The following is a 20,569-nucleotide window of genomic DNA, read 5'->3' as shown; positions in this document are numbered from 1 at the left end:
CCTAGAGCCAGTTCTTGACGGTGGAGATCAGCCGGGCCGGTTCGGAGCCGACCGGAATGACGTTGAGCATCGTCACGCCGGACTCGCGGAAGGCCTCGATGCGGTCGCGTACGTAGCCCTCGGGGCCGCACAGCGACATGAGCTCGCAGAATTCGTCGGGGACGGCGGCCTCGGCCTCCTTCTTCTTCCCGGCGAGGTAGAGCTCCTGGATGAGGGCTGCTTCCTTCTCGTACCCGTAGGCGACGGCGAGGTCGTTGTAGAAGTTCTTGCCCTTGGCGCCCATGCCGCCGACGTACAGCGCGATCTGCGGGCGGGCGAGGTCCCTGAGCGCGGCCGCGTCGTCGCCGATGGAGAGGAGACCGCCTGCGACGGTCTGCAGGGGTCCGCGCGCAGGATCGCGCTTCGCCGCGCCTTCGGCGAGCGCGGTGCCCCACACCTGCCGGGCCTTCTCGGGGAGGTAGAGCGTCGGCAGCCAGCCGTCGGCGATCTCGGCGGTGAGCCGGACATTGGCGGGGCCGAGGGAGGCGATGTAGAGCGGGATCTCCTCGCGCACCGGACGGGTGAGGATCTTCAGCGGCTTGCCGAGCCTGCCGCCCTTCTCCTTCGGCAGTGGCATGTCGGTGATGCCGTGGTGGTCGATGATCTCGCGGCGCCAGATCCGGCGGCACAGTTCGACGGTCTCGCGGGTCCGGCCGAGCGGCTTGTCGTACGCCTTGCCGTGCCAGCCCTCGACGACCTGCGGCCCGGACGCGCCGAGCCCGAGCAGCGCCCGGCCGCCGGAGACCGCATCGAGTCCGGCGCCGGTCTGGGCGATGAGGGCGGGGGTGCGGGAGTAGACGTTGAGAATGGCCGCGCCGATCTTCATGCGTTCGGTGCGGGCGGCCAGATAGCCCATGATCGTGGGCGAGTCGAAGCCGTACGCCTCCGCGACCCACACGGCGTCGAGTCCGGCGGACTCCAGCGCCGCGACCTGGTCGCAGGCCTCGCGCGGGTCGCCCGCGTAGTTCAGCGGCAGGGAGAGTTCCATCAGTCGGTGGTGTCCTTCCGGGGCCTCGTGATGCTGGGTACGTTCCAGTCGGCGGCGACGGCCTCGGTGTCCGCGCCGGGCAGTGCGGGCCCGCTGCGTACGGACACGGGGGTGGCGGAGAAGCGGGGTGCGGGGGCCGGCTGGGTGAGTCCGCCGTGCTCGACGAAGGTGGAGCGGGCGGCGATGTGCGGGTGGTGGGGCGCCTCGTGGAGCGAGAGGACGGGGGCGACACAGGCGTCCGTGCCCTCGAACACCTCGCTCCACTCCGCGCGCGTACGGCTCCTGAACCGGTCGGCGACGAGCGTGCGCAGTTCCTCCCAGCGGGCGATGTCCCCCCGGTCCGGGGCCTGGTCCCCGATGCCGAGGAGCCCGCTGAACTCGTCGTAGAACCGCCGTTCCAACGGGCCGACCGCCATGTACTGGCCGTCGGAGGTCTCGTACGTGCCGTAGAACGGGCAGCCGCCGTCCAGGAGGTTGGAGCCGCGCCGGTCCTGCCAGCCCCCGGCCGCCAGCATGCCGTGGATCATCGTGGCGAGATGAGCGGCGCCGTCGACGATCGCCGCGTCCACGACCTGGCCCCGGCCGCCGGGAGTGCGGGCGTGCTGGAGGGCGGCGAGGACCCCGACGACGAGATAGAGCGAGCCGCCCGCGTAGTCGCCGAGCAGATTGGCCGGGACGGTGGGCGGCTCACCGGGCTTGCCGATCATGGAGAGCGTGCCGGTGAGGGCGATGTAGGCGATGTCGTGCCCGGCCCGTTCGGCGAGCGGCCCGTCCTGGCCCCAGCCGGTCATCCGTCCGTACACGAGCTGCGGATTGCGGGCCAGCGCGGCGGCGGGGCCGACACCGAGGCGTTCGGCGACGCCCGGCCGGTAGCCCTCGATCAGGATGTCGGCGCGCTCGACCAGATCGAGCACCTGGCCCGCCCCGTCCTCGGCCTTGAGGTCGATGAGCACGGAGCGCTTGTTGCGGTTGGTGAGGTCGTACGCGGGGTCGATGCCGAGCCCCGGACCGGCGGGCCGGTCGACCCTGACGACATCGGCGCCGAGGTCGGCCAGCAGCATCGCGGCAAACGGCCCGGGTCCGATGCCCGCCAGCTCGACCACGCGCACGCCTGCCAGCGGGCCGCGCTCCGTCGTTGCCATCAAACCCCCAGCGGTGTGACACAACTGATGTAACAGCGATGATGCTAAGAACGCACCACGCTCCGCACAACCCCTTGGGGCGAGCAAGCGCTTAGCACTTTCCCCGGGATCCTCCCCCACGATCGCCGCCCGGCCGCACACCGCCACGAACCCCTCCGCTAACCTCTGCCTGCTACATCGGCGCCGGCCCCTGCGGAGGCAGTCATGAACAGGCAGAACGGGGCACAACGCCCCTACGACGTGGTCCTCTTCGGCGCCACCGGCTTCGTGGGCGCCCTCACCGCCGAATATCTCGCCGCCCACGCACCCGCCGGCTGCCGCTGGGCCGTGGCCGGACGCAACCGGGCCAAACTGGAGCAACTGCGCGAACGCCTCACCACGATCGATCCCCGCTGCGCGGATCTCCCGCTGCTGCACGCCGACGCCGAGGACGAGCGCTCGCTGCGCGAACTCGCCGAATCCACCCATGTGGTGGCCACGACGGTGGGCCCGTACGTCTGGTACGGCGAACGGCTGGTCGCGGCCTGCGCCGAGGCGGGGACGGACTACACGGACCTCACCGGCGAGGCGGAGTTCGTGGACCGGATGTTCCTGGAGCACGACACGCGGGCCCGCGAGACCGGGGCACGACTCGTGCACGCCTGCGGTTTCGACTCCGTACCCCACGACCTCGGGGTGTACTTCACCGTCCAGCAGCTGCCGCAGGACGTGCCGCTGACGATCGACGGTTTCGTCCGCACCAACGCCGCCTTCTCCGGCGGTACGTTCGCCTCCGCGCTCACCTCGATGGGCCGCGGCCCACAGATGCTGCGGCTCGCACAGGAACGCCGTCTGCACGAGCCCCGACTGGTCGCGCGCCGCGCCCGCGCACGGCTCGGCAGCCCGCACTTCAGCGCGGAGACCGGCACCTGGGCGCTGCCGCTGCCCACGCTGGACCCGCAGGTCGTCGAACGCTCGGCGCGGGGGCTGGCCCGATACGGCCCCGACTTCCGATACCGCCACTTCGCCTCGGTGCGGCATCTGCCCGTGGCGCTGGGCGGCACGGCCGCGATCGGCGCGCTCCTGGGTGCCGCACAGATACCGGCGGCGCGGTCCTGGCTGATGGACCGGTACGAGCCGGGTGAGGGCCCGGACGCCGGGCGCAGGAGGCGCAGCTGGTTCAGCGTGCGCTTCGTCGGCGAGGGCGGTGGGCGCCGGGTGTTCACCGAGGTGTCGGGCGGCGACCCCGGTTACGGCGAGACGGCGAAGATGCTCGGCGAGTCCGCGCTCTGTCTCGCCCTGGACGAACTTGCGCCGACATCGGGGCAGGTCACGACCGCCGTCGCGATGGGTGACGCGCTGCTGGAGCGGCTGCGCGCGGCCGGACTGCGCTTCCGGGTGGCGGCGGTGCGCTGAGCGGACCGGCGACCGGCCGCGGGGTGGTGCACCCCGCGGGTCACAGCACCCAGGCCACCAGCGTGCAGATCATCGAGACCGTCCAGACCGCTCCGGCGACGATGCCGAGCGTCATTCCCACCGCGACCCGGCGCTGGGCAAGATAGACGGTTCCTGGTCGTGTGGACGTTCGATGTTCGGTCATGTGAAGCAGTTTGCCCGTCATGATCGGCGGGCGTCATCCGTACAGATACTCAGGCGGTCGCTTCCCGCAGGGCCCGGCGGCAGAGCGCGTCGGCCCTGCGGGTGGTCTCCGGCTGGCGGAAGTCGCGGGCCAGCAGCAGTGTGTGGGCACAGGCGTTCTCCAGACCGGTCCGGTGTCCCACGGAGACGAAGACCGGCTTGACGCCTTCCTGGGTGCGCAGCGCCCGGCCCACCTCCTCCTCTCCGTCGAGCAGCGGCGACCAGTCGCCCCTGCGGGGGCCCGGCTGCTCGTACGCGAAGGTGAACGGGTTCTTGGCGACGCCGATCACCGGGAGTCCGGTGATCACCCCGAGGTGACTGGCGAGTCCGAAGCGGCGCGGATGCGCCAGGCCGTATCCGTCGCAGACCACGAGTCCGGGGTCGACCGGCAGGGACTCCAGCGCGGCCAGCACGGTCGGGATCTCCCGGAAGGCGAGGAGTCCGGGGATGTACGGGAAGGTGACCCGGCCTACGGCGGTGGCCTCGGCGACCACGTCGAGCGTCGCCTCGTCGAGGACGACGGCCGCCGCCACGACGACATCGCGCTCGTCGTCGTAGGCGACGTCGACCCCCGTGACCCGGCCGGTGCCTGGCGGCGGGCCGGGTTCGTCGAGCACCACCAGGGGGCGCAGGGCGTCCTGAACGGCTCGGGCTTCGGCCTCGTCGGCGGGCATCGGGAGCGTTGTCATAGTGCCGTCAAGTCTAGGCAACGGGCACGGCGGCCGGCCGGGCGCCGGGCCAGGAGTCCCGTAACCTGCCGGTCATGTTCGTACTTGAGCTGACCTACACCGCACCCGTCGAGCGCGTCGACGCGCTGTTGCAGGATCATGTCGCCTGGCTGGACACGCAGTACGAGGCCGGGGTGTTCATCGCCTCGGGCCGCAAGAACCCGCGCGACGGCGGGGTGATCCTGGCCGTCGGGGACGACCGCGCGCGGATCGAGGAGATCGCGGCACAGGATCCGTTCGCGGCGCAGGGCGTGTGCGCGTACCGGATCACGGAGTTCATCGCGACGAAGACCTCCGACGAACTCGCCCCGTACCGGCAGCAGTTGCCGGGGTGACCGCTGCCGGTACGGCGCCCTCCTAGAACCCCGCGCGTGCCACCCGTCCGCTCTCGCCCGCGGCCCAGCAGCCGCCGTCCGGTGTGCAGTCGACGGTGTCGTACGAGCCGGTGTCGACCGCGCGCCAGGTGCGGCCGCCGTCCACGGTGAGGTCCGTGCCGGTCGGGCCGACCGCCAGCGCACCCGACCTGCTGTGCGGCAGCCAGGCGACGCCCGAGCGGTAGGAGACGGGCGGGGTGGCGGACGACTGCCAGCTGCGGCCGCCGTTGCCCGTCAGCGCCGCGGCGTCCGGCGACGGCTGACCGGCCCGGTAGTCGCCGCCGACCGCGATGCCGTGGTGGCGGTCGCGGAAGGCCAGGCCGAAGACACCGCGGGCCGGGTCGCCTGCCGGGATCGTCGATTCGGTCACGGTCCAGGTCAGCCCGCGGTCCGCGGAGTGCAGCACCCGTGCGGTGGCGGCGCCCCCGGTCGCCAGCCAGACGTCCTTGGGGCCCGATGCGACCAGGCACTGGCCACTGGCGGCGAACCCGGCCTCACCGGCCTGGGCGTCCGGCATGCCCGCGGCGGGCAGCACCCGCCAGCTCCGGCCGCCGTCCGCGGTCGACAGGATGCGGAACTTCCCGTCGACGGGATCGCTCATCGCGAGTCCGTGCCGGCTGTCGAAGAAGGTGAGGCAGTCGTAGAAGGCGCGGGCATCGGCGTTACGGAACGACTCCGTCCAGGTCGCTCCGCCGTCGTCCGTGCGGAAGACCCTGGAGGCCTCGCCCTCCCCGATGGCCAGGGCCACCGCGCGCCGGGCGTCGAACGCCTCGATGTCGCGGAACTCCAGCGCCTCCTGTGCCGCGCCGGGCGGTGACACATCACGCCAGTGACGGCCGCCGTCGAGCGTACGCAGCACCGTGCCCTTCGAGCCCGCGACCCAGGCGGTGCGGCGGCTGACGGCGGCGAGCCCGCGGAAGCGGGCATCCGTCCCTGTCCCGGTGAGGGTCCAGGCCGGTCGTTCGCCCGGCCGGTGCCGCTCCCCCGGCGTCGCCGCGGCTGCCGGTGTGGCCAGTGTTGCGGTCAGCGCCGCCACACAGAGCCCCCATGACATCAGTCGTCTCGTCTTCCCCATGGCCCTCATGGCGCTGGAAGCTAGCCCACGAGCCGTGCCCCGTCCAGGGCGCACCGGAGGGGAGCGGATGCGCGATCGGGGCTGCGGCGCGCGGTGACACAGCTCACGCCACCTCCCAGTGCACGAACAAGGGATTTCCGTCGTCCTCATCAGTGCCGGGAACCGTTCATCTGGCCGAGAAAGGGAGCAGGTCTTGTCCACCGTTATCGAGCAGTCCGTGCAGGCCCGCATGGTCGCATCCGCACCGCGGATGGAGACCCTTCCCGCCACGCTGCACTACGACCGGAAAGATCCGTTCGCCGTACGCATGGCGTTCCCGGCGACGGCGACCCTGGAAGGCACCGAGGTGTCCTGGGAGTTCTCCCGCGAGCTGCTCACGGCGGGAGTGGACACGGCCGCCGGTGTCGGGGACGTACGCATCAGGCCGTTCGGATACGACCGCACGGTCCTTGAGTTCCACGCCGCCGAGGGAATCGCGATGGTGCACGTCCGTACGTCGGAGCTGCGTCGTTTTCTGGAGCGGGCGCAGGAACTGGTGCCGGCCGGCGACGAACACCGGTTCCTGGATCTCGACCGGAGCCTGACCGATCTGCTCGGCGGACCCTGCTGACCTCGCGTCCGGGGTGAACCGGCCGGCGCGAGGGCCGGCCCGGCCGTGCGGAGCCGGGCCCGGAACACCCCGCGACCGGCGCACATAACGTTACGTAATCGGGCATCGCGGTGGCGGGCTTGGAGAAGGCCTTACTGCCGCTTTAACCTACGGTCTCGTAACCTACGTATCCGTAGGTAATTCTCCCGTCCCCAGGAGTTCCCGTGACGATCAGCGCTCCCCACCTCGGCAGCCCGAAGGCGTGGACCGACGCCCAGATGCTGTACGCCCTGGAAGAGGTGGTGGAGAAGGAGCTCAACCGCCATCTCAAGGTCGCCAAGGACTGGATGCCCCACGAGTACGTACCGTTCTCCGACGGGCGGAATTTCCCGGGCGTCTTCGAGGACGGCGAGGCATGGCAGGCCGATCAGTCCAAGGTCACCGACATCGGCAAGATCGCGCTGGTGGTGAATCTGCTGACCGAGGACAACCTCCCCAGCTACCACCACGAGATCGCCACCCTCTTCGGCCGTGACGGTGCGTGGGGCACCTGGGTGCACCGCTGGACGGCGGAGGAGGGCCGGCACGGCATCGTGATGCGCGACTACCTGCTCACCTCGCGCGCCGTCGACCCGGACAAGCTGGAGCAGTTCCGGATGGCGCACATGGCTGAGGGCTTCGAGTCCGACAACCGCCACTCGATGCTGCACTCGGTGGCGTACGTCGCCTTCCAGGAGCTGGCCACCCGCGTCTCGCACCGCAATACCGGCCACCAGTCGGGCGACCCGGTCTGCGACCGCATGCTGGTGCGGATCGCGACCGACGAGAACCTGCACATGGTCTTCTACCGCAACCTTCTCGGCGCGGCGTTCGAGCTCGCCCCGGACCTGACGATGCAGGCCGTGCGCGATGTCGTCGTCAACTTCCGCATGCCCGGTCACGGCATGCCGGGCTTCGAGCGGGCCGCCGCGCAGATGGCGATCGGCGAGATCTACAACATGCGCATCCACCACGACGACGTGATCCAGCCCGTGCTGCGCTACCTGAAGGTCCTCGACATCGACGGTCTGAACCCCGACGGCCTGAAGGCGCAGGAGGAGCTGGGCCTGTACATGGGCGGCCTGGACAGCGAGGCGTCGAAATTCGACGAGAAGCTGGCGGCCCGCAAGGCCCGCATGGCGGCGCGCGTCCTGGCGTGACGCCCGGCCGGCGGGTCGGGGCGAGGATCTGGCCCCGACCCGCCGGACAGACCCTGGGGCACATCACCCCGCGCCCGGCTCACATCGTTTCGTGCAGGTCCTGCGCGTAGTGCTCGATCGCCCTTCGGTACTTGCGTACATGCGGGTCCTCGCTGGTGGCGGCGAGCACTCCCAGCAGCAGCTGCACGGATTCATGGTGCTCGCCGGTGTTGAAGAGGGCCATGGCCAGAAACGTCCGCAGCGCCCCGTCGTCGGGGAACCGCTCGACACCGCCGCGCAGGACCTCGACGGCCCGCTCGTACTGTCCCAGCACCCGATGAGTGCTGCCGAGGCCGAGCAGCGCACCCCGGCGGTCCTCGTCCGACAGCCCGGTCCCGTCCAGGCAGCGCTCGTAGAACGGCACGGCCTCGGCCTCCAGACCGAGCACATCGTGGACCCAGGCGGTCTGGTAGGCCACTTCGGCATCCGTGGGGAAGGCGGCGGCGAGGAACAGCAGCTGCTGTCGGGCCTCCTCGGGACGGCCGTCGATGCGCAGCCGCACGGCCGCCGCGAGCCGAGCGTCCCTGTCGTGATCATTCATACGGACATCGTCCCAGGCATGCGGGCCTGTCCCGCCTGGGACGATGTCCGGGCAGGCCGGATTCAGGCCTGGCCGCGGCCGGTTCTGCGCAGCCGGTCCCGCTCCTTCTCGGAGAGGCCGCCCCATACGCCGAAGCGCTCGTCGTTGGCCAGGGCGTACTCCAGGCATGCCTCGCGCCCCTCGCAGGCGTTGCAGAGCTGCTTGGCCTCACGTGTGGAGCTGCCGGGAGCAGGAAAGAAGAACTCGGGCCCCGCCTGCGCGCACAGCGCTGTCTCCTGCCAGGCGAGCGCGGTGTCGGCCGCGGTGTTGATCAGCATGGAAGACACAGTGCCCGGTCGGGATAAACGACCGATCAACGCGTCATCAATGCGGCGCGCCGTTGGCTTCCGGTCAGCTCTCCGACGCCTGTGCGCTCTTGATCACGGCGAATTCCGCTCCGTCGGGATCGGCGACGTTGGCGAACTTGCCCACGCCTTCCATCTCCATCGGCTCCAGCGTCAGTTTGCCGCCCAGCCGCTCCACGTCCGCGACGGCGGCGTCGCAGTCGTCGACCTCGAAGTAGGGCAGCCAGTGCGGTCCGGCGACTGCTTGTGTCGGTACGGCATTGAGCGGCACCAGACCGCCGAAGCCCGCGTCCGCGCCACCGCCCTTGGTCCTGATCACCGTATAGGCCCCGCCGCCTCCGGGGTACGGCGTCTGGCCGGTCTCCCATCCGAATACGGTGTCGTAGAACGCGGCGGCCGCCGGCACGTCCGGGGTGTACAGCTCGGTCCAGCACAGGGAGCCGGCGACGCCCACCACGCCGAAGCCCGGATTCTCCCTCGGCTCCCAGATCCCGAAGAACGCCCCCGCCCGGTCCTTGAAACCGGCCATCCTCCCGAAGTCCAGGACATCCATCGGGGCGAACGGCACACTGCCACCGGCCTGCTGGACCGCCTTCGCCGTGGCATCGGCGTCCGACGACCGGAAGTACACCGACCAGGACGGCTTCGCCTGCTCCTCGGAGACCGTCATCGCGCCGCCGACCCTCTTCCCGCCCAGCGTGAACATTCCGTAGCCGCCGGTCTCCGGGCCTCCGGCCAGATACTCCCAGCCGAAGAGGCCGGTGTAGAACGCGATGGCCCCGTCGAGGTCGGGCGTGCCCAGATCGATCCAGTTGGGCGCTCCGGTGACAAAACGGGTGGTGAGCATGGCGAGCTCCTTCGATGAGGCCCGTTCTCGCGGCGCGGGGTCTTGCGGTGCAGAGTCATACCCGACGTTCCGAGTCTGGCACCCGGCACTGACAACCGCAGCCCGCGGCCGAGGCGCCGGGCGGGGCCATTTCCGTCCGCCCGCTGCATCGCTCACGACCGCCGCTCCATGGAAGATCTCCCCGTGACCACCAGAAAGGCTCATGCCGCGTAGGCGCCCCTCGCTCCGGCCCCTGGCCAACGCGCCGCCGGTCCCTGCGGACATCCGCAGCCGACCGTTCACGCAATCCGCCGAGGAGCACCATGGAGTCCATCCGTCTGACCGAGTACGCCCGCATGCCGCGCGCGTGCGGACGACTGCACCTGTTCAACAGCACCGTCGATGTGTACGGCCGCGTGCACCGGCTGCTCACCGGGCGCGCGCCCGAGCGGGGACGGGGGCCGGTCGATCCGTACGACGCGGTGGTCGTCACCGCGGACCACGGCAAGCTGTACGAGACACACCTCGGTGCGGTCCAGTTGTACCGGCCCGCACTGGACGCCCTGCCGGACGGCGGATTCGTCCTCGCGGATCCGCGCAGCGAGGCCGACGAGCAGCATGTGCAGGTCTTCGACGCGCTGGGACGGCCGTCGTGGACGTTCCGCGTGGGCGACGCCATCGAACATCTGCTGGCCGATGCGTCGGGGGCTCTGTGGGTGGGCTACTTCGATGAAGGGGTGTACGGCGACGGGACACTGGAACACGGCCGGATCACCGAAACGGCCGTCGAACCGGACGGCCACCGGACACCGGCGTCCCGGCCGGACGGAGGTGCGCTGAGACAGAACGCGCTGGTCTGCCGTGGCTCCCGCATCTATCTGCGGGAGCGCGACGACACCGACTGGTGGGTGTTCGACCTCGTCGCGTAGCACCGCAGGCGTTCGCCACGACCGCCGGGTGACTCCGAGGTGCCGGAGCGTCACCCGGCGGTTGTCGTCGCGGCAGTGCGGCCGTTCAGAGAGTCTGTCGGTGCGACAGCGTCATGCGATGGCGCTCGCGGTCGATCTCGGTGATCTTCACTACGATCTCGTCGCCGACCGCCACCACGTCCTCGGGCCTCTCCACCGGTCCTTCGGCCAACTCGGAGTTGTGGACCAGTCCTTCGAACCCGTTCTCCTGTCCGCCGATACGGACGAACGCACCGAAGGGAACCAGTCTTGTGACGCGCCCCGGGCCGATCTCACCGACGCGCGAAACGAACGGTGGCAGCGGGTCCTCCAGCAATGCCTTCCGGGAGAGGGAGATCCTTTCCCGGACCGGATCCACATCGAGGACCTCCACGGTGATGTCCTGGCCGACTTCGACGACATCGGTGTACTGCTCGAAGCTCTGCCAGGACAGTTCGGCGGCATTGATCACGCCTTCCACCTCGCCGATGTCGACGAACACCCCACAGCCGGCGATCGAGGTGACAGTGCCCGAGCGGATCTCGCCACGGTTCACCTTGTGAAGGACGGCCCAGCGGATGTCGCTCGGCGTCGGATCCGTTCTCCATCGGGCCCGGAGCACACCGTCTTCGTCCGGCAGCACGGCGGTGAACAGCGGCTCCTGCTCCCGCTGGTCGCCGAGAACGTACAAGATGCCCACGGCACGTGCGTCGGCCAGCCGCATTCTCAGTGCGGCCTCGGTCACCTCGTGGGCCATGAAGCTGCTGATCCGTCCGGCCGCGTCCACCATGATGAACTCGTCGGTGTACTCGTCGGGAAGTGCGCCGAGCACGGCATCGACGTCATGGGACAGGAAGTCCGGCCACACCGTCAGCCACGCGCGAGGAGCGAGTCCGGCCCGGACGTCTTCGATACCGGCACGGGTGACGCGGTGCCAGCGGGTGGCATTTCCCACGTAGCCCTCTTGGAGGAGCAGTGTCCCGCCCCTGGGTACGGTCAGGTACAGGAGCTGCCAGAAGTCGTCGTCCGCCGGTCTCTGTTCCACCGCCTCGTCCTCGAAATCCGGGATGAGAGGCGACTCCTGCACACGCTCCGCGAACAGCCCCAGTGCGCGGGTACGGGCCACGGCGTCGGGGCAGGGATCGCTGCAGGCCACGTAGACGTACTGGTCGTACCCCACATGTACGGCGAATGTGTCCTCCACCTCCAGCCGGCACCATGCGCCGTTGTCACGGAGCATGGCCCGGAGGAGTTCCAGTCCGACCGCGACGCGTACCTCCGCTCCGTCGTGGTAGCCGGTGAGGTCGGGTGGGAACAACCCGGCCAGGCCGTGCCCGGCGATGGGCGCCTCCAGGCCGAAGTTGACGGAACCGGCGATCTGCGGCTCCCGGATCGTCAGGTGGTGGATCCCGCTCTCCTCGGCGAACGCGGCCACCGCCTCCAGATAGGCGGATTCGACCGGCCCGTGGTCACTGACCGAGTCCTCGGCGCCGGTGTACCTGCCGTACTGGTCGCGGTCGGCAGGGTCGTACTTGGTGATCCGGTGGCAGACCAGGTGTGGGCTCACGGCCGGGAGCGTACGGTACGGCCCCCGCCGAGCGCACGGGCGCCGACGCCGAGTTGGTGAAGGTGCGGTCCGGTGCCTGCGTGTGGGCCCTGGAGGTCCTGCTGCTCTTCCCGGCGGAACGCCGACCGCCCGCGTCCCGGGCCAAAGGCACTGTCCGAGCCGCGTGGCACGATATGAATCGCCTGGGGCAGGTGCCGGGGCAGGAAGGCAGCCGGGCTGCGCGGACAGAGGAACGTACATGACAGAGGCCGGACCGACGGAGGACGGGGCGCCCACGGGAAGGGCCGCCCGGGAGCTGCTTGCGCAGGCCGAGCGGCTGCTGGAGTCGGCGCGCGCGGTGCGGGCCGATCACGCCCGCGCCGTCGATGCCGTGCACTCGGCGCTGGCTCCGCTGCTCGACTCCCTCATCAGTCGCGAGCTGTCGGCCATCCCGGTCTCCCGGCTCAAGGACGTCACCGAGGGCCGACTGCGGCTCGGCGCGGTCGAGCAGGCCGGCTTCACGACCGTCGGTCAGGTCCACGAGGCGAACCGGTACGAGCTGCGCCAGATCCCCGGGGTCGGCGCGCAGACCGCCGACCAGGCACTGGCCGCGGCCGGGCAGATCGCCCACGCCGTACGGGACACTGTCGCGGTCCGGATAGACGTGGACACCCCGGACGACTCCACGACCGCACTGGTCACCGCCTTGCACCGGCTGGTCGAGGCCGGTCCCGACGTCCGCCGGGCCGTGGACGCGGCGGGCCGGCTCGTCGGGCGGCTCGAACCCCTGCTGGCCGCGGCAGGACCGGCGCGGGGGCGGCTGCGCATGCTGTTCACCCGGCGGCAGGTCCGCGCCCGGGCGCTGGAGGCCGTCGCCTCGCTGCGGGCCGTCGTCGCCGAAGCGGCCGCGCGCGGGCTGCCCCTGTTGTTCGGGCAGGTGTCGGTCGATCTGCTGCGGGACGCGGAGTCGGACGTCGCGGCGTGGGTCGACTTCGAGCTCCGTTCCGCCGAGTACTACAGCCTGCTCGCCGAGATGTCGGGCACCGGGCCCGACCGGGACGCGGCCGAGGGGTTCCTCCCGTCCGGGATCGCGGACCGGGTGCGCGGTCTACGGCTGGACGACGCCCATCTGCGCGTCTCGCTGCGCGGCTACCAGTCGTTCGGCGCCCGCTTCGCGCTCGCGCAGAAACGGGTGATCCTCGGCGACGAGATGGGGCTCGGCAAGACCGTGCAGGCCATCGCCGCGCTCGCGCATCTCTCGGCTAGGGGCGAGACACACTTTCTGGTGGTGTGCCCGGCGAGCGTGCTGATCAACTGGGCGCGCGAGGTCCGTTCCCGCTCCACCCTGCGCGCACTGCCGGTGCACGGCCCCGAGCGGCAGGGCGCCTTCGCCGAGTGGCGGGAGAGCGGCGGGGTCGCCCTCACCACGTTCGACGCCCTGCACACCCTGCCGGGCCCCCGGGACTGCGGCATGAGGCCCGGCATGCTGGTGGTCGACGAGGCGCACTACGTCAAGAACCCCGCGACCCGCCGCTCCCGTGCGGTGTCCGGCTGGACGCAGCGGACCGAGCGGGTGCTGTTCCTGACCGGTACGCCGATGGAGAACCGGGTCGAGGAGTTCCGCAGCCTCGTCCGCCATCTCCAGCCCGAACTGGCCCCCTCGATCCACACCACCCATGGAGCCGCCGGTTCGCACGCCTTCCGCAGGGCCGTCGCCCCGGCCTATCTGCGGCGCAATCAGGCGGACGTCCTGACCGAACTCCCGGCGCTGGTGCAGGTCGACGAGTGGGAGGCGTTCAGCGAGGACGATCTCGACGCCTATCGCGAGGCGGTGGGCGCCGGGCAGTTCATGCGGATGCGCCGGGCCGCCTACGCCCGGCCCGACACGTCCGCGAAGCTGAACCGGCTGCGCGAGCTGGTCGCCGAGGCCGCGGACAACGGCCTCAAGGTCGTGGTGTTCTCCTACTTCCGCGAGGTGCTCCTCACGGTCGGACAGGCCCTGGGGAAGGGCGTGTTCGGGCCGCTCACGGGAAGCCTCCCGGCCGCCCGGCGCCAGGAGATGATCGACGATTTCGCCGCTGTCGAGGGCCATGCCGTCCTGCTGAGCCAGATCCAGGCCGGTGGCGTCGGACTGAACATGCAGGCCGCTTCGGTCGTCATCATCTGCGAACCGCAGATCAAGCCGACGATGGAGCACCAGGCCGTGGCCCGCGCCCATCGGATGGGTCAGATACGGACCGTCCAGGTGCACCGGCTCCTCGCGGCCGACAGCGTCGACGAGCGGATGCTGAACATCCTGGCCCGCAAGGAGCGGCTGTTCGACCTGTACGCACGGCGCAGCGACGTCGCCGAGACGACGCCGGACGCCGTGGATGTGTCGGACGGGGCTCTCGCCCGACGCATCGTCGAGGAGGAACAGCTGCGCCTTGCGACCGGAGCGGCCGGAGCAGTCGGAGCGGCCGAAGTGGCTGGAGCGGTGTCGCAGGGCTGACCGCCTCAGGACCCGTGTGCCGCCGGGTCGTGAGGGGCCGTGTCCTTTGGCGTCTTGCCCGGGGCCGCCGCGTCCGGTGCGGTCTTGCCCGGAGCCGGCGTGCTGTGGGTCGTCATGTCGTGCGGGTCGTAGCCCGGCACCGTTCCGTCCGCCTTGGCGACCAGCAGCAGCCCGGCCATGCCCATGTCGGAGTGAGTCTGGACATGGCAGTGGTACATCCAGGCACCGGCACCCACGTGTTCGCCCGCGATGACCTGGAACCCGAAGGAGTCCGCCGGGCCGACAATCTTCGTATCGATGACGCGGCTCGGGTCGTCCGGGCCGGTGAGCAGGCCGGTCCGGTTGTCCGCCCAGCGATGACCGTGAATATGGAACGTGTGGTAGTAATCGCCGTGCGTGATCATGACCACTTCGAGCCGGTCCCCCACCGTGGCCTGGAAGTCGGGGGCTTCATGGGCCGCCTTGTTGTTGATCGTCATGTCGTTGAACACGATCGCGATCGTCTTGTCCGGCAGGATGTCCCCCTTGCGCCGGACGACCAGCGGACCGTACAGGCCCTTCCGGATGCCACCGGTGCCGTGATCCGTACCGACGACATGGTCGTGGTAGTGCCAGTAGCCCGCGCTGCCCGGCTGCCAGGTGCCGTCCTTGCGCCGGCCCGGCGCATGGGTGCGCCAGGTGTAGGTGCGGGTGGCACCCGGTTCGACGATGCTCCTGTTCAGCCGGGTGCCGTCGCTCGCGATGTCGTAGTCGACGCCGTGTGTGTGAAGACTGACCGGAACATCCATGGTGTTCTCGAACTCGATATGCAGGGTGTCGCCCTCATTGAGCTCGATGAGGGGGCCCGGAATCGTTGCCTTGCCCTTCTCCAGGCCGTATCCCATCTGACCGTCCGCCAGCTTCTCGGCGTACAGCTTGAGATGGCGGACCACACCTCCCGCCGGGGCGGTCCTGGGCGGGGGTTCTGCCGAGCTGGCCTCGATCGCACCGAGCGACAACGATGTCGCACCCGTCGCGGCCGCCACCCCACCGCCTACCAGAATCCGCCGGTTGAAGCTCCTTCTGTCCATGTCGAACTCCCCACTGCGCTAAGGAATTTACGGAGTTTTTGCCAACTTGCCCGGATCGCGGAGACTGCGGAGGTTACGGAGGTTACGGGGATCGAGGCGGCTTCAGAGCTTGTCGGGGTTGGCGGGGCGCGGGTGCCGCCCGGACGGCCCACACCGTAGCCGGGTGATCTTCGTTTATCCACACCCAGGACAAAGTTCGTGCCATTGCTGCCATAGCTATTGGCGGGCCGCAAAAAGAGGTCTAGCTTCGTGCGCTGTTGAAGTGACCAAAGAGGGGTGGGTGACCACATGAAGCGCACACCACATCACAGGTCCAGATCGCGACGCGGTCTCGCGGCGGCCCTGGCCGCCGGCGCACTGACCGCTTCCTTACTCGGCGGCAACGCCGCCAGCGCGAGGCCCTATCCGGATCCACCGAACAGCATCAGGACAACGTTGTCCCTGCCGTCGCCACCGGGCGGCGCCAACGTCAAGGTGCTGGTGTTCCACGCCTCCGCCACCGAGGAGTCCCCGACCGTCGACGCCGGGATCGCGGCGATCGAGAGGATCGGGCTGACCGGGCCGGAAGCCGGCCGGTTCCGGACCGTTGCCACCGACGACCCGGCCGTCTTCACCAACGGCAAGCAGCTCGGCAAGTACAACGCCGTCGTCTTCCTGACCGGTGGCGGCGACGTCCTCGACCCGGAGCAGGAGGCGGGTCTGGAGGCGTACATGGAGGCCGGCGGCGGCTTCCTCGGCATCCATGACGCGGCACGCACCGAACCGTACTCGGACTGGTTCACCGCTCTGGTCGGGGCGCGCCCGGCCGCTGACAGCCCAAGCAACGTACAGCGCGCGACGGTTGAGATCGGCGACCGGCAGCACCCGGCGACGAAGAAGCTCCCGCTGGAGTGGAAGCGCCCCGACAAGTGGCTGAACTGGACGAAGAATCCGTCCGGTGAGGTGCACACCGTGGCGCGCGTCCGGGAGATCACGTACAAGCCGGGCGCGAGCGCCAACGGCTGGGACCACCCGGTCTCCTGGTGCCGGGACTACGACGGCGGCAGGTCCTTCTACACGGCGATGGGCGGCACGGTCGACAGCTTCGCGGAGACCGACTTCCGCGACCATCTGCGCGGCGCGCTGGACTGGACGACGCGGATATCGCAGGCCGACTGCAGTGCGACGATCACCTCCAACTACAAGGCCGAGCGCGTCACCCAGCCCAACCAGCCGGGCCGCAACGACCAGATCGGCGAGCCGCACGGGCTGGTCGTCGCCCCCGACGGGCGGGTGCTGTACATCGGGCGCGGTGGCGCCGACAACAGCAAGCCGGTCGTCACCGACTGGAACAACCCGGAGATCGGCAAGGGTCTGGGACAGATCCATGTCTACGACCCCGGGACCAAGAAGGTCACTCTCGCCGGAGAGCTGACCATCTTCGGCAACAAGGGCGGCGGCGACGAACTGGTCAAGGTCGAGGAGGGGCTGCTCGGCATCGAGCTGGACCCGGACTTCGAGAAGAACGGCTGGGTGTATCTGCACTACACACCCCACTCGAAGATCGACCGCGACAAGCAGATGGCGGTGCGTCAGGTCTCCCGGTTCACCCTGGACCTGGCCACCAACAAGCTCGATCTCGCCTCCGAGAAGGTGCTGCTGCACTGGCCGGTCCAGATCCACAGCTGCTGCCACGCGGGCGGCGGGATGGCCTGGGACTCCAAGGGCAACCTGTACATCGCGACCGGTGACAACAACTCCTCCGGTTTCAGCGACGGTTACTCCGGCAACAACCCGCAGCCGAACTACAAGGGCGTCTCGTTCGCCGATGCCCGGCGCACCGCGGGCAACACGAACAACCTCAACGGGAAGATCCTGCGGATCCACCCCGAGGACGACGGCACGTACACACTGCCCGAGGGCAATCTCTTCACCGGCCAGGAACCGGACGAGGGCGGTGGCAAGACCCGCGGCGAGATCTATGTGATGGGTGTGCGCAACCCGGCCCGGATCTCAGTCGACAGGGCGACCGACACTCTGTACGCGGGCTGGGTCGGCCCCGACGCGGGCGCGCCGAGCACCACTTGGGGTCCGGCGAAGTACGACACGTTCGCCGCGATCACCAAGGCGGGCAACCACGGCTGGCCGTACTGCATGGGCAACAAGCAGCCCTACCGGGACCGCAATCTGCCGGACCCGGGCAAGCCGCTCGGCTGGTACGACTGCGACCACCCCAGGAACGAGTCGCCGAACAACGACGGCCTGGTGAATCTGCCGCCGATCACCTCCAACACCATCTGGTACTCGCCGCAGGGCGGTGGCGTGGACTACCCGCGCGACGCGAACGGCATCCCGAGCTACAAGGTGGAGGACCAGAAGCAGCTGCTGCCGTGGCTCAAGGGCGGCGGTCAGGCGACGATGAACGGCCCGGTCTACCGGTACGACGCGGCGAGCACCAGCGCCGACAAGTGGCCCTCCTACTGGGACGGCAAGTGGTTCGTCGGCGACTTCTACGACGACACCCAACCGCGGCACGCCGTGCTCACCGACCCGAAGACGGCCGGAAGGGGCGGTCTGCCCACGCACGCCGAGTCCTTGAAGAAGATCATCCCGGTGGGGGCCGACGGCATCCGCAACCTGATGGACTGGAAGTTCGCCCCGGACGGTTCGCTGTACGTCCTGGACTACGGGCGCGGCTTCTTCACCTCCGACTCCAAGTCCGCGCTGTGGCGTGTGACGTACAAGGGCGGCGGTCCGACCCCGGCCGCCGAGGATCTGGCCAGGAAGGCGGCAGTGCAGTGAGACACCGTTCGATCCTCTCGCGACAGCGGTACCGTCCCGCCCGGTTGTGGCTCGCCCTGCTGGGTTCGTTCCTGATGGTGCTGGGGCTGACCTCGACGGCGGCGTACGGCCGTACGGCGGCTCCCGCCGCCGCGGCGGCGGACCAGGTCCTCACCTGGACGGCGGGCGACCCGATCGACCACTATCTGTCGGCTCCGAAGACCGCGGTGGCCGGCAAGGCGACCATCGTCTTCGAGAACAGCGCGGCGACCGGCAACACCACGGGGATGCCGCACACCCTCACCTTCAGCGTCTCGGACCCGGAGTTCAACAACGACGTCACGCTGAACATCCTGGCCAACCCGGCCGACGACCAGGGCGGCAGGCACACCGCCGAGGTCACGCTCTCGCCCGGCCGGTACTTCTACCACTGCACCATGCCGGGCCACGAGGCGATGCAGGGCATTCTCACCGTGACCGAGGACGGGGGCGGCGATGACACCACCGCGCCCGAGACCTCCGCGAAGGTGGACGGCGACAGGAACGCCGACGGCGCGTACATCGGTCAGGCGACGGTCACCGTCTCCGCGACCGATGACAGCTCCGGTGTCGGCACCGTCGAGTTCGCGGTGGGGGCGGACGGCGCCTGGCAGCCGTACACCACACCGATCGTGGTGAACGAGGTCGGGACGCACACCATCCGGTACCGCGCCACCGACAAGGCGGGCAACGCGGCGGCCGAGAAGTCGGTCGGCTTCGCGGTCGCCCCGCCGCCGACAAACGACACGACACCGCCGGAGACCTCGGCGACCGTCTCCGGTGAGAAGGACGACCAGGGTCAGTACCTGGGGATGGCGACGGTCACCGTGACCGCCTCCGACACCGGTTCCGGCGTCAACACCATCGAGTACGCGATCGGGGCGGACGGCGCCTGGCAGCCGTACACCGCACCCGTGATGGTGCATGAGACCGGCACGCATCAGGTCCGCTACCGGGCCACCGACAAGGCGGGCAACGCGGCGGCCGGGAAGTCGGTCGACTTCACCGTCGTCGCACCGCCGACGCAGGACAAGACGCCGCCGGTGACCTCCGCGAAGGTCGAGGGCGACAAGAACTCCGACAACGCCTACATCACCAGCGCCAGGGTGACGGTCACCGCGACCGACGCCGAATCGGGCGTGGACAAGGTCGAGTACTCGCTCGACGGCGGCCCGTACCTCGCGTACACCACCACCGTCATCGTCGACCGCGTCGGCTACCACACCGTCGCCCACCGGGCGACGGACAAGGCCGGCAACACCTCCGAGGCCAAGCAGGTGTCGTTCACCGTCGCGGAGAGCGGGGGCGTACCCGCGCCGAACTGCCCGGAGTTCGACGAGCGGCTCACCGTCATCGTCGGCACCGTCGACACCGGGGTACCCAACCGCATCACGGGCAACCGCTGCACCATCAATGAGCTGATCGAGGACGAGAAGGACTGGTCGTCGCACGCGCTGTTCCTCAAGCACGTCGACAAGGTTCTCGACAAGCTTCTCGCCGACGGGGTGATCGACGCCCGCGAGCACAAGAAGATCTACCGGGCGGCCAAGCAGTCGGGCATCGGCAAGCCGGGCCAGGACGAGGGGTACAAGAAGCTCTTCGACGGCACGGCGGCCTCGCTCGCCAAGTGGCAGCAGGTCGGCGGTGGCAAGTTCGGGCTCAACGCCGACGGCTCGATCACCAGCTCCACGACCGTGGACGGCATGGGGATGCTCTGGTTCCCAGGACGGCAGTACGGCGACTTCTCGCTCAAGCTCCAGTGGCGCGACGACGCCCCCGGCACGGGCAACGCCAACGGAGGTGTCTTCGTCCGCTTCCCGAACGTCCACGACAACCCGGAGGAGTCCCGCCCGGAGTGGGTCGCCATCAAGTACGGCCATGAGGTGCAGATCCTCGACAAGCCGGACGGCGACATGTACAAGACCGGCTCGATCTACGGATTCGACCGGATCGGTCTGGCCGGCGCCGGGGTCACGCCCAAGGGCACCTGGAACGACTACGAGATCCGGGTGGTGGACCAGCACTACTCGATCTACCGCAACGGTGTCCTGCTGAACGAGTTCGACAACAACGGCGGCCAGGTCTTCGAGCCGCCGCGGGGCGACGACCCGGGCACCGACGGCAGGCGGTACTCGTCCGGCTACATCGGACTCCAGGTCCACAGCACCTCGGATGTGATCTCCTACCGCGACATCCGTATCAAGGAGCTGTAGCC

18 protein-coding genes are annotated in these 20,569 nt (G+C 69.8%); 8 read left to right on the top strand and 10 right to left on the bottom strand.

The window, feature by feature from the left end; translation table 11 throughout:
* Position 1: 1 nt before the first annotated feature.
* Positions 2 to 1,027 carry an LLM class F420-dependent oxidoreductase gene (locus tag OG507_RS36710; protein ID WP_327371414.1) on the bottom strand — a complete coding sequence of 342 codons (1,026 nt, stop codon included), beginning with the start codon at positions 1,025 to 1,027 and terminating at the stop codon, positions 2 to 4.
* On the bottom strand, positions 1,027 to 2,169 hold the full coding sequence (locus tag OG507_RS36705) for a CaiB/BaiF CoA transferase family protein (RefSeq protein ID WP_327371413.1): 1,143 nt from the start codon (positions 2,167 to 2,169) through the stop codon (positions 1,027 to 1,029). Before OG507_RS36705 ends, OG507_RS36710 begins: the two co-directional genes overlap by 1 nt.
* 204 nt (positions 2,170 to 2,373) lie before the next feature.
* Here OG507_RS36705 and OG507_RS36700 point away from each other — a divergent pair, with 204 nt between their 5' ends.
* Positions 2,374 to 3,564 (top strand): saccharopine dehydrogenase family protein, encoded by a 1,191-nt coding sequence (locus OG507_RS36700; RefSeq protein ID WP_327371412.1) that lies wholly within the window; start codon positions 2,374 to 2,376, stop codon positions 3,562 to 3,564.
* A gap of 40 nt (positions 3,565 to 3,604) precedes the next feature.
* Here OG507_RS36700 and mmpA read toward each other — a convergent pair whose 3' ends face one another.
* Positions 3,605 to 3,748, bottom strand: coding sequence for a morphogenic membrane protein MmpA (gene mmpA / locus OG507_RS36695; protein WP_327371411.1), 144 nt, complete (start codon positions 3,746 to 3,748; stop codon positions 3,605 to 3,607).
* Between the two features lie 49 nt (positions 3,749 to 3,797).
* Positions 3,798 to 4,475, bottom strand: a complete 678-nt coding sequence (locus tag OG507_RS36690; RefSeq protein WP_327371410.1) for an endonuclease V — start codon at positions 4,473 to 4,475, stop codon at positions 3,798 to 3,800.
* Positions 4,476 to 4,549: 74 nt separating this feature from the next.
* Between OG507_RS36690 and OG507_RS36685 the strand changes: the two genes are divergently transcribed.
* Positions 4,550 to 4,849 (top strand): YciI family protein, encoded by a 300-nt coding sequence (locus OG507_RS36685; protein ID WP_327371409.1) that lies wholly within the window; start codon positions 4,550 to 4,552, stop codon positions 4,847 to 4,849.
* 22 nt (positions 4,850 to 4,871) lie between these two features.
* Here OG507_RS36685 and OG507_RS36680 read toward each other — a convergent pair whose 3' ends face one another.
* Positions 4,872 to 5,972 carry a WD40/YVTN/BNR-like repeat-containing protein gene (locus OG507_RS36680; protein ID WP_327371408.1) on the bottom strand — a complete coding sequence of 367 codons (1,101 nt, stop codon included), beginning with the start codon at positions 5,970 to 5,972 and terminating at the stop codon, positions 4,872 to 4,874.
* A 184-nt stretch (positions 5,973 to 6,156) separates the two neighbouring features.
* Between OG507_RS36680 and OG507_RS36675 the strand changes: the two genes are divergently transcribed.
* Positions 6,157 to 6,573: an SsgA family sporulation/cell division regulator gene (locus tag OG507_RS36675; protein WP_327371407.1), complete on the top strand. Its 417-nt coding sequence runs from the start codon at positions 6,157 to 6,159 to the stop codon at positions 6,571 to 6,573.
* 203 nt (positions 6,574 to 6,776) lie between these two features.
* A complete protein-coding gene (locus OG507_RS36670; RefSeq protein WP_327371406.1) occupies positions 6,777 to 7,751 on the top strand; it encodes an acyl-ACP desaturase in 975 nt (324 codons plus the stop codon).
* 79 nt (positions 7,752 to 7,830) lie between these two features.
* Here the strand turns inward: OG507_RS36670 and OG507_RS36665 are convergent, their stop codons facing one another.
* From OG507_RS36665 to OG507_RS36655, 3 genes are all read right to left on the bottom strand, one after another.
* Positions 7,831 to 8,331 (bottom strand): tetratricopeptide repeat protein, encoded by a 501-nt coding sequence (locus OG507_RS36665; protein ID WP_327371405.1) that lies wholly within the window; start codon positions 8,329 to 8,331, stop codon positions 7,831 to 7,833.
* 62 nt (positions 8,332 to 8,393) lie between these two features.
* The gene (locus OG507_RS36660; RefSeq protein ID WP_327371404.1) at positions 8,394 to 8,648 is read right to left on the bottom strand and encodes a WhiB family transcriptional regulator; all 255 of its coding nucleotides are present in this window, start codon (positions 8,646 to 8,648) and stop codon (positions 8,394 to 8,396) included.
* Between the two features lie 73 nt (positions 8,649 to 8,721).
* Positions 8,722 to 9,522, bottom strand: coding sequence for a VOC family protein (locus tag OG507_RS36655; RefSeq protein WP_327371403.1), 801 nt, complete (start codon positions 9,520 to 9,522; stop codon positions 8,722 to 8,724).
* A gap of 302 nt (positions 9,523 to 9,824) precedes the next feature.
* Here OG507_RS36655 and OG507_RS36650 point away from each other — a divergent pair, with 302 nt between their 5' ends.
* Complete coding sequence (locus OG507_RS36650) at positions 9,825 to 10,430, top strand: hypothetical protein (protein WP_327371402.1); 606 nt, start codon at positions 9,825 to 9,827, stop codon at positions 10,428 to 10,430.
* Positions 10,431 to 10,515: 85 nt separating this feature from the next.
* Here OG507_RS36650 and OG507_RS36645 read toward each other — a convergent pair whose 3' ends face one another.
* Complete coding sequence (locus OG507_RS36645) at positions 10,516 to 12,015, bottom strand: S1 RNA-binding domain-containing protein (protein WP_327371401.1); 1,500 nt, start codon at positions 12,013 to 12,015, stop codon at positions 10,516 to 10,518.
* A 238-nt stretch (positions 12,016 to 12,253) separates the two neighbouring features.
* On the opposite strand from OG507_RS36645, the gene OG507_RS36640 reads away from it, so the two are divergent.
* Positions 12,254 to 14,485, top strand: a complete 2,232-nt coding sequence (locus tag OG507_RS36640) for a DEAD/DEAH box helicase (RefSeq protein ID WP_327371400.1) — start codon at positions 12,254 to 12,256, stop codon at positions 14,483 to 14,485.
* Positions 14,486 to 14,490: 5 nt separating this feature from the next.
* On the opposite strand, the gene OG507_RS36635 is transcribed toward OG507_RS36640, so the two are convergent.
* Positions 14,491 to 15,555 carry a multicopper oxidase domain-containing protein gene (locus tag OG507_RS36635; protein ID WP_327371399.1) on the bottom strand — a complete coding sequence of 355 codons (1,065 nt, stop codon included), beginning with the start codon at positions 15,553 to 15,555 and terminating at the stop codon, positions 14,491 to 14,493.
* Positions 15,556 to 15,843: 288 nt separating this feature from the next.
* Here OG507_RS36635 and OG507_RS36630 point away from each other — a divergent pair, with 288 nt between their 5' ends.
* Together OG507_RS36630 and OG507_RS36625 are read left to right on the top strand one after the other, a co-directional pair.
* Positions 15,844 to 18,336 carry a ThuA domain-containing protein gene (locus OG507_RS36630; RefSeq protein WP_327371398.1) on the top strand — a complete coding sequence of 831 codons (2,493 nt, stop codon included), beginning with the start codon at positions 15,844 to 15,846 and terminating at the stop codon, positions 18,334 to 18,336.
* Positions 18,333 to 20,567, top strand: a complete 2,235-nt coding sequence (locus OG507_RS36625; RefSeq protein ID WP_327371397.1) for an OmpL47-type beta-barrel domain-containing protein — start codon at positions 18,333 to 18,335, stop codon at positions 20,565 to 20,567. The genes OG507_RS36630 and OG507_RS36625 overlap by 4 nt, the downstream gene beginning before the upstream one ends.
* The last annotated feature ends 2 nt before the right edge of the window (positions 20,568 to 20,569 follow it).

It is taken from the genome of Streptomyces sp. NBC_01217, from assembly GCF_035994185.1.
In the GTDB taxonomy this organism is placed as follows: domain Bacteria; phylum Actinomycetota; class Actinomycetes; order Streptomycetales; family Streptomycetaceae; genus Streptomyces.
This window is presented reverse-complemented; position numbering and strand designations above follow the sequence as displayed.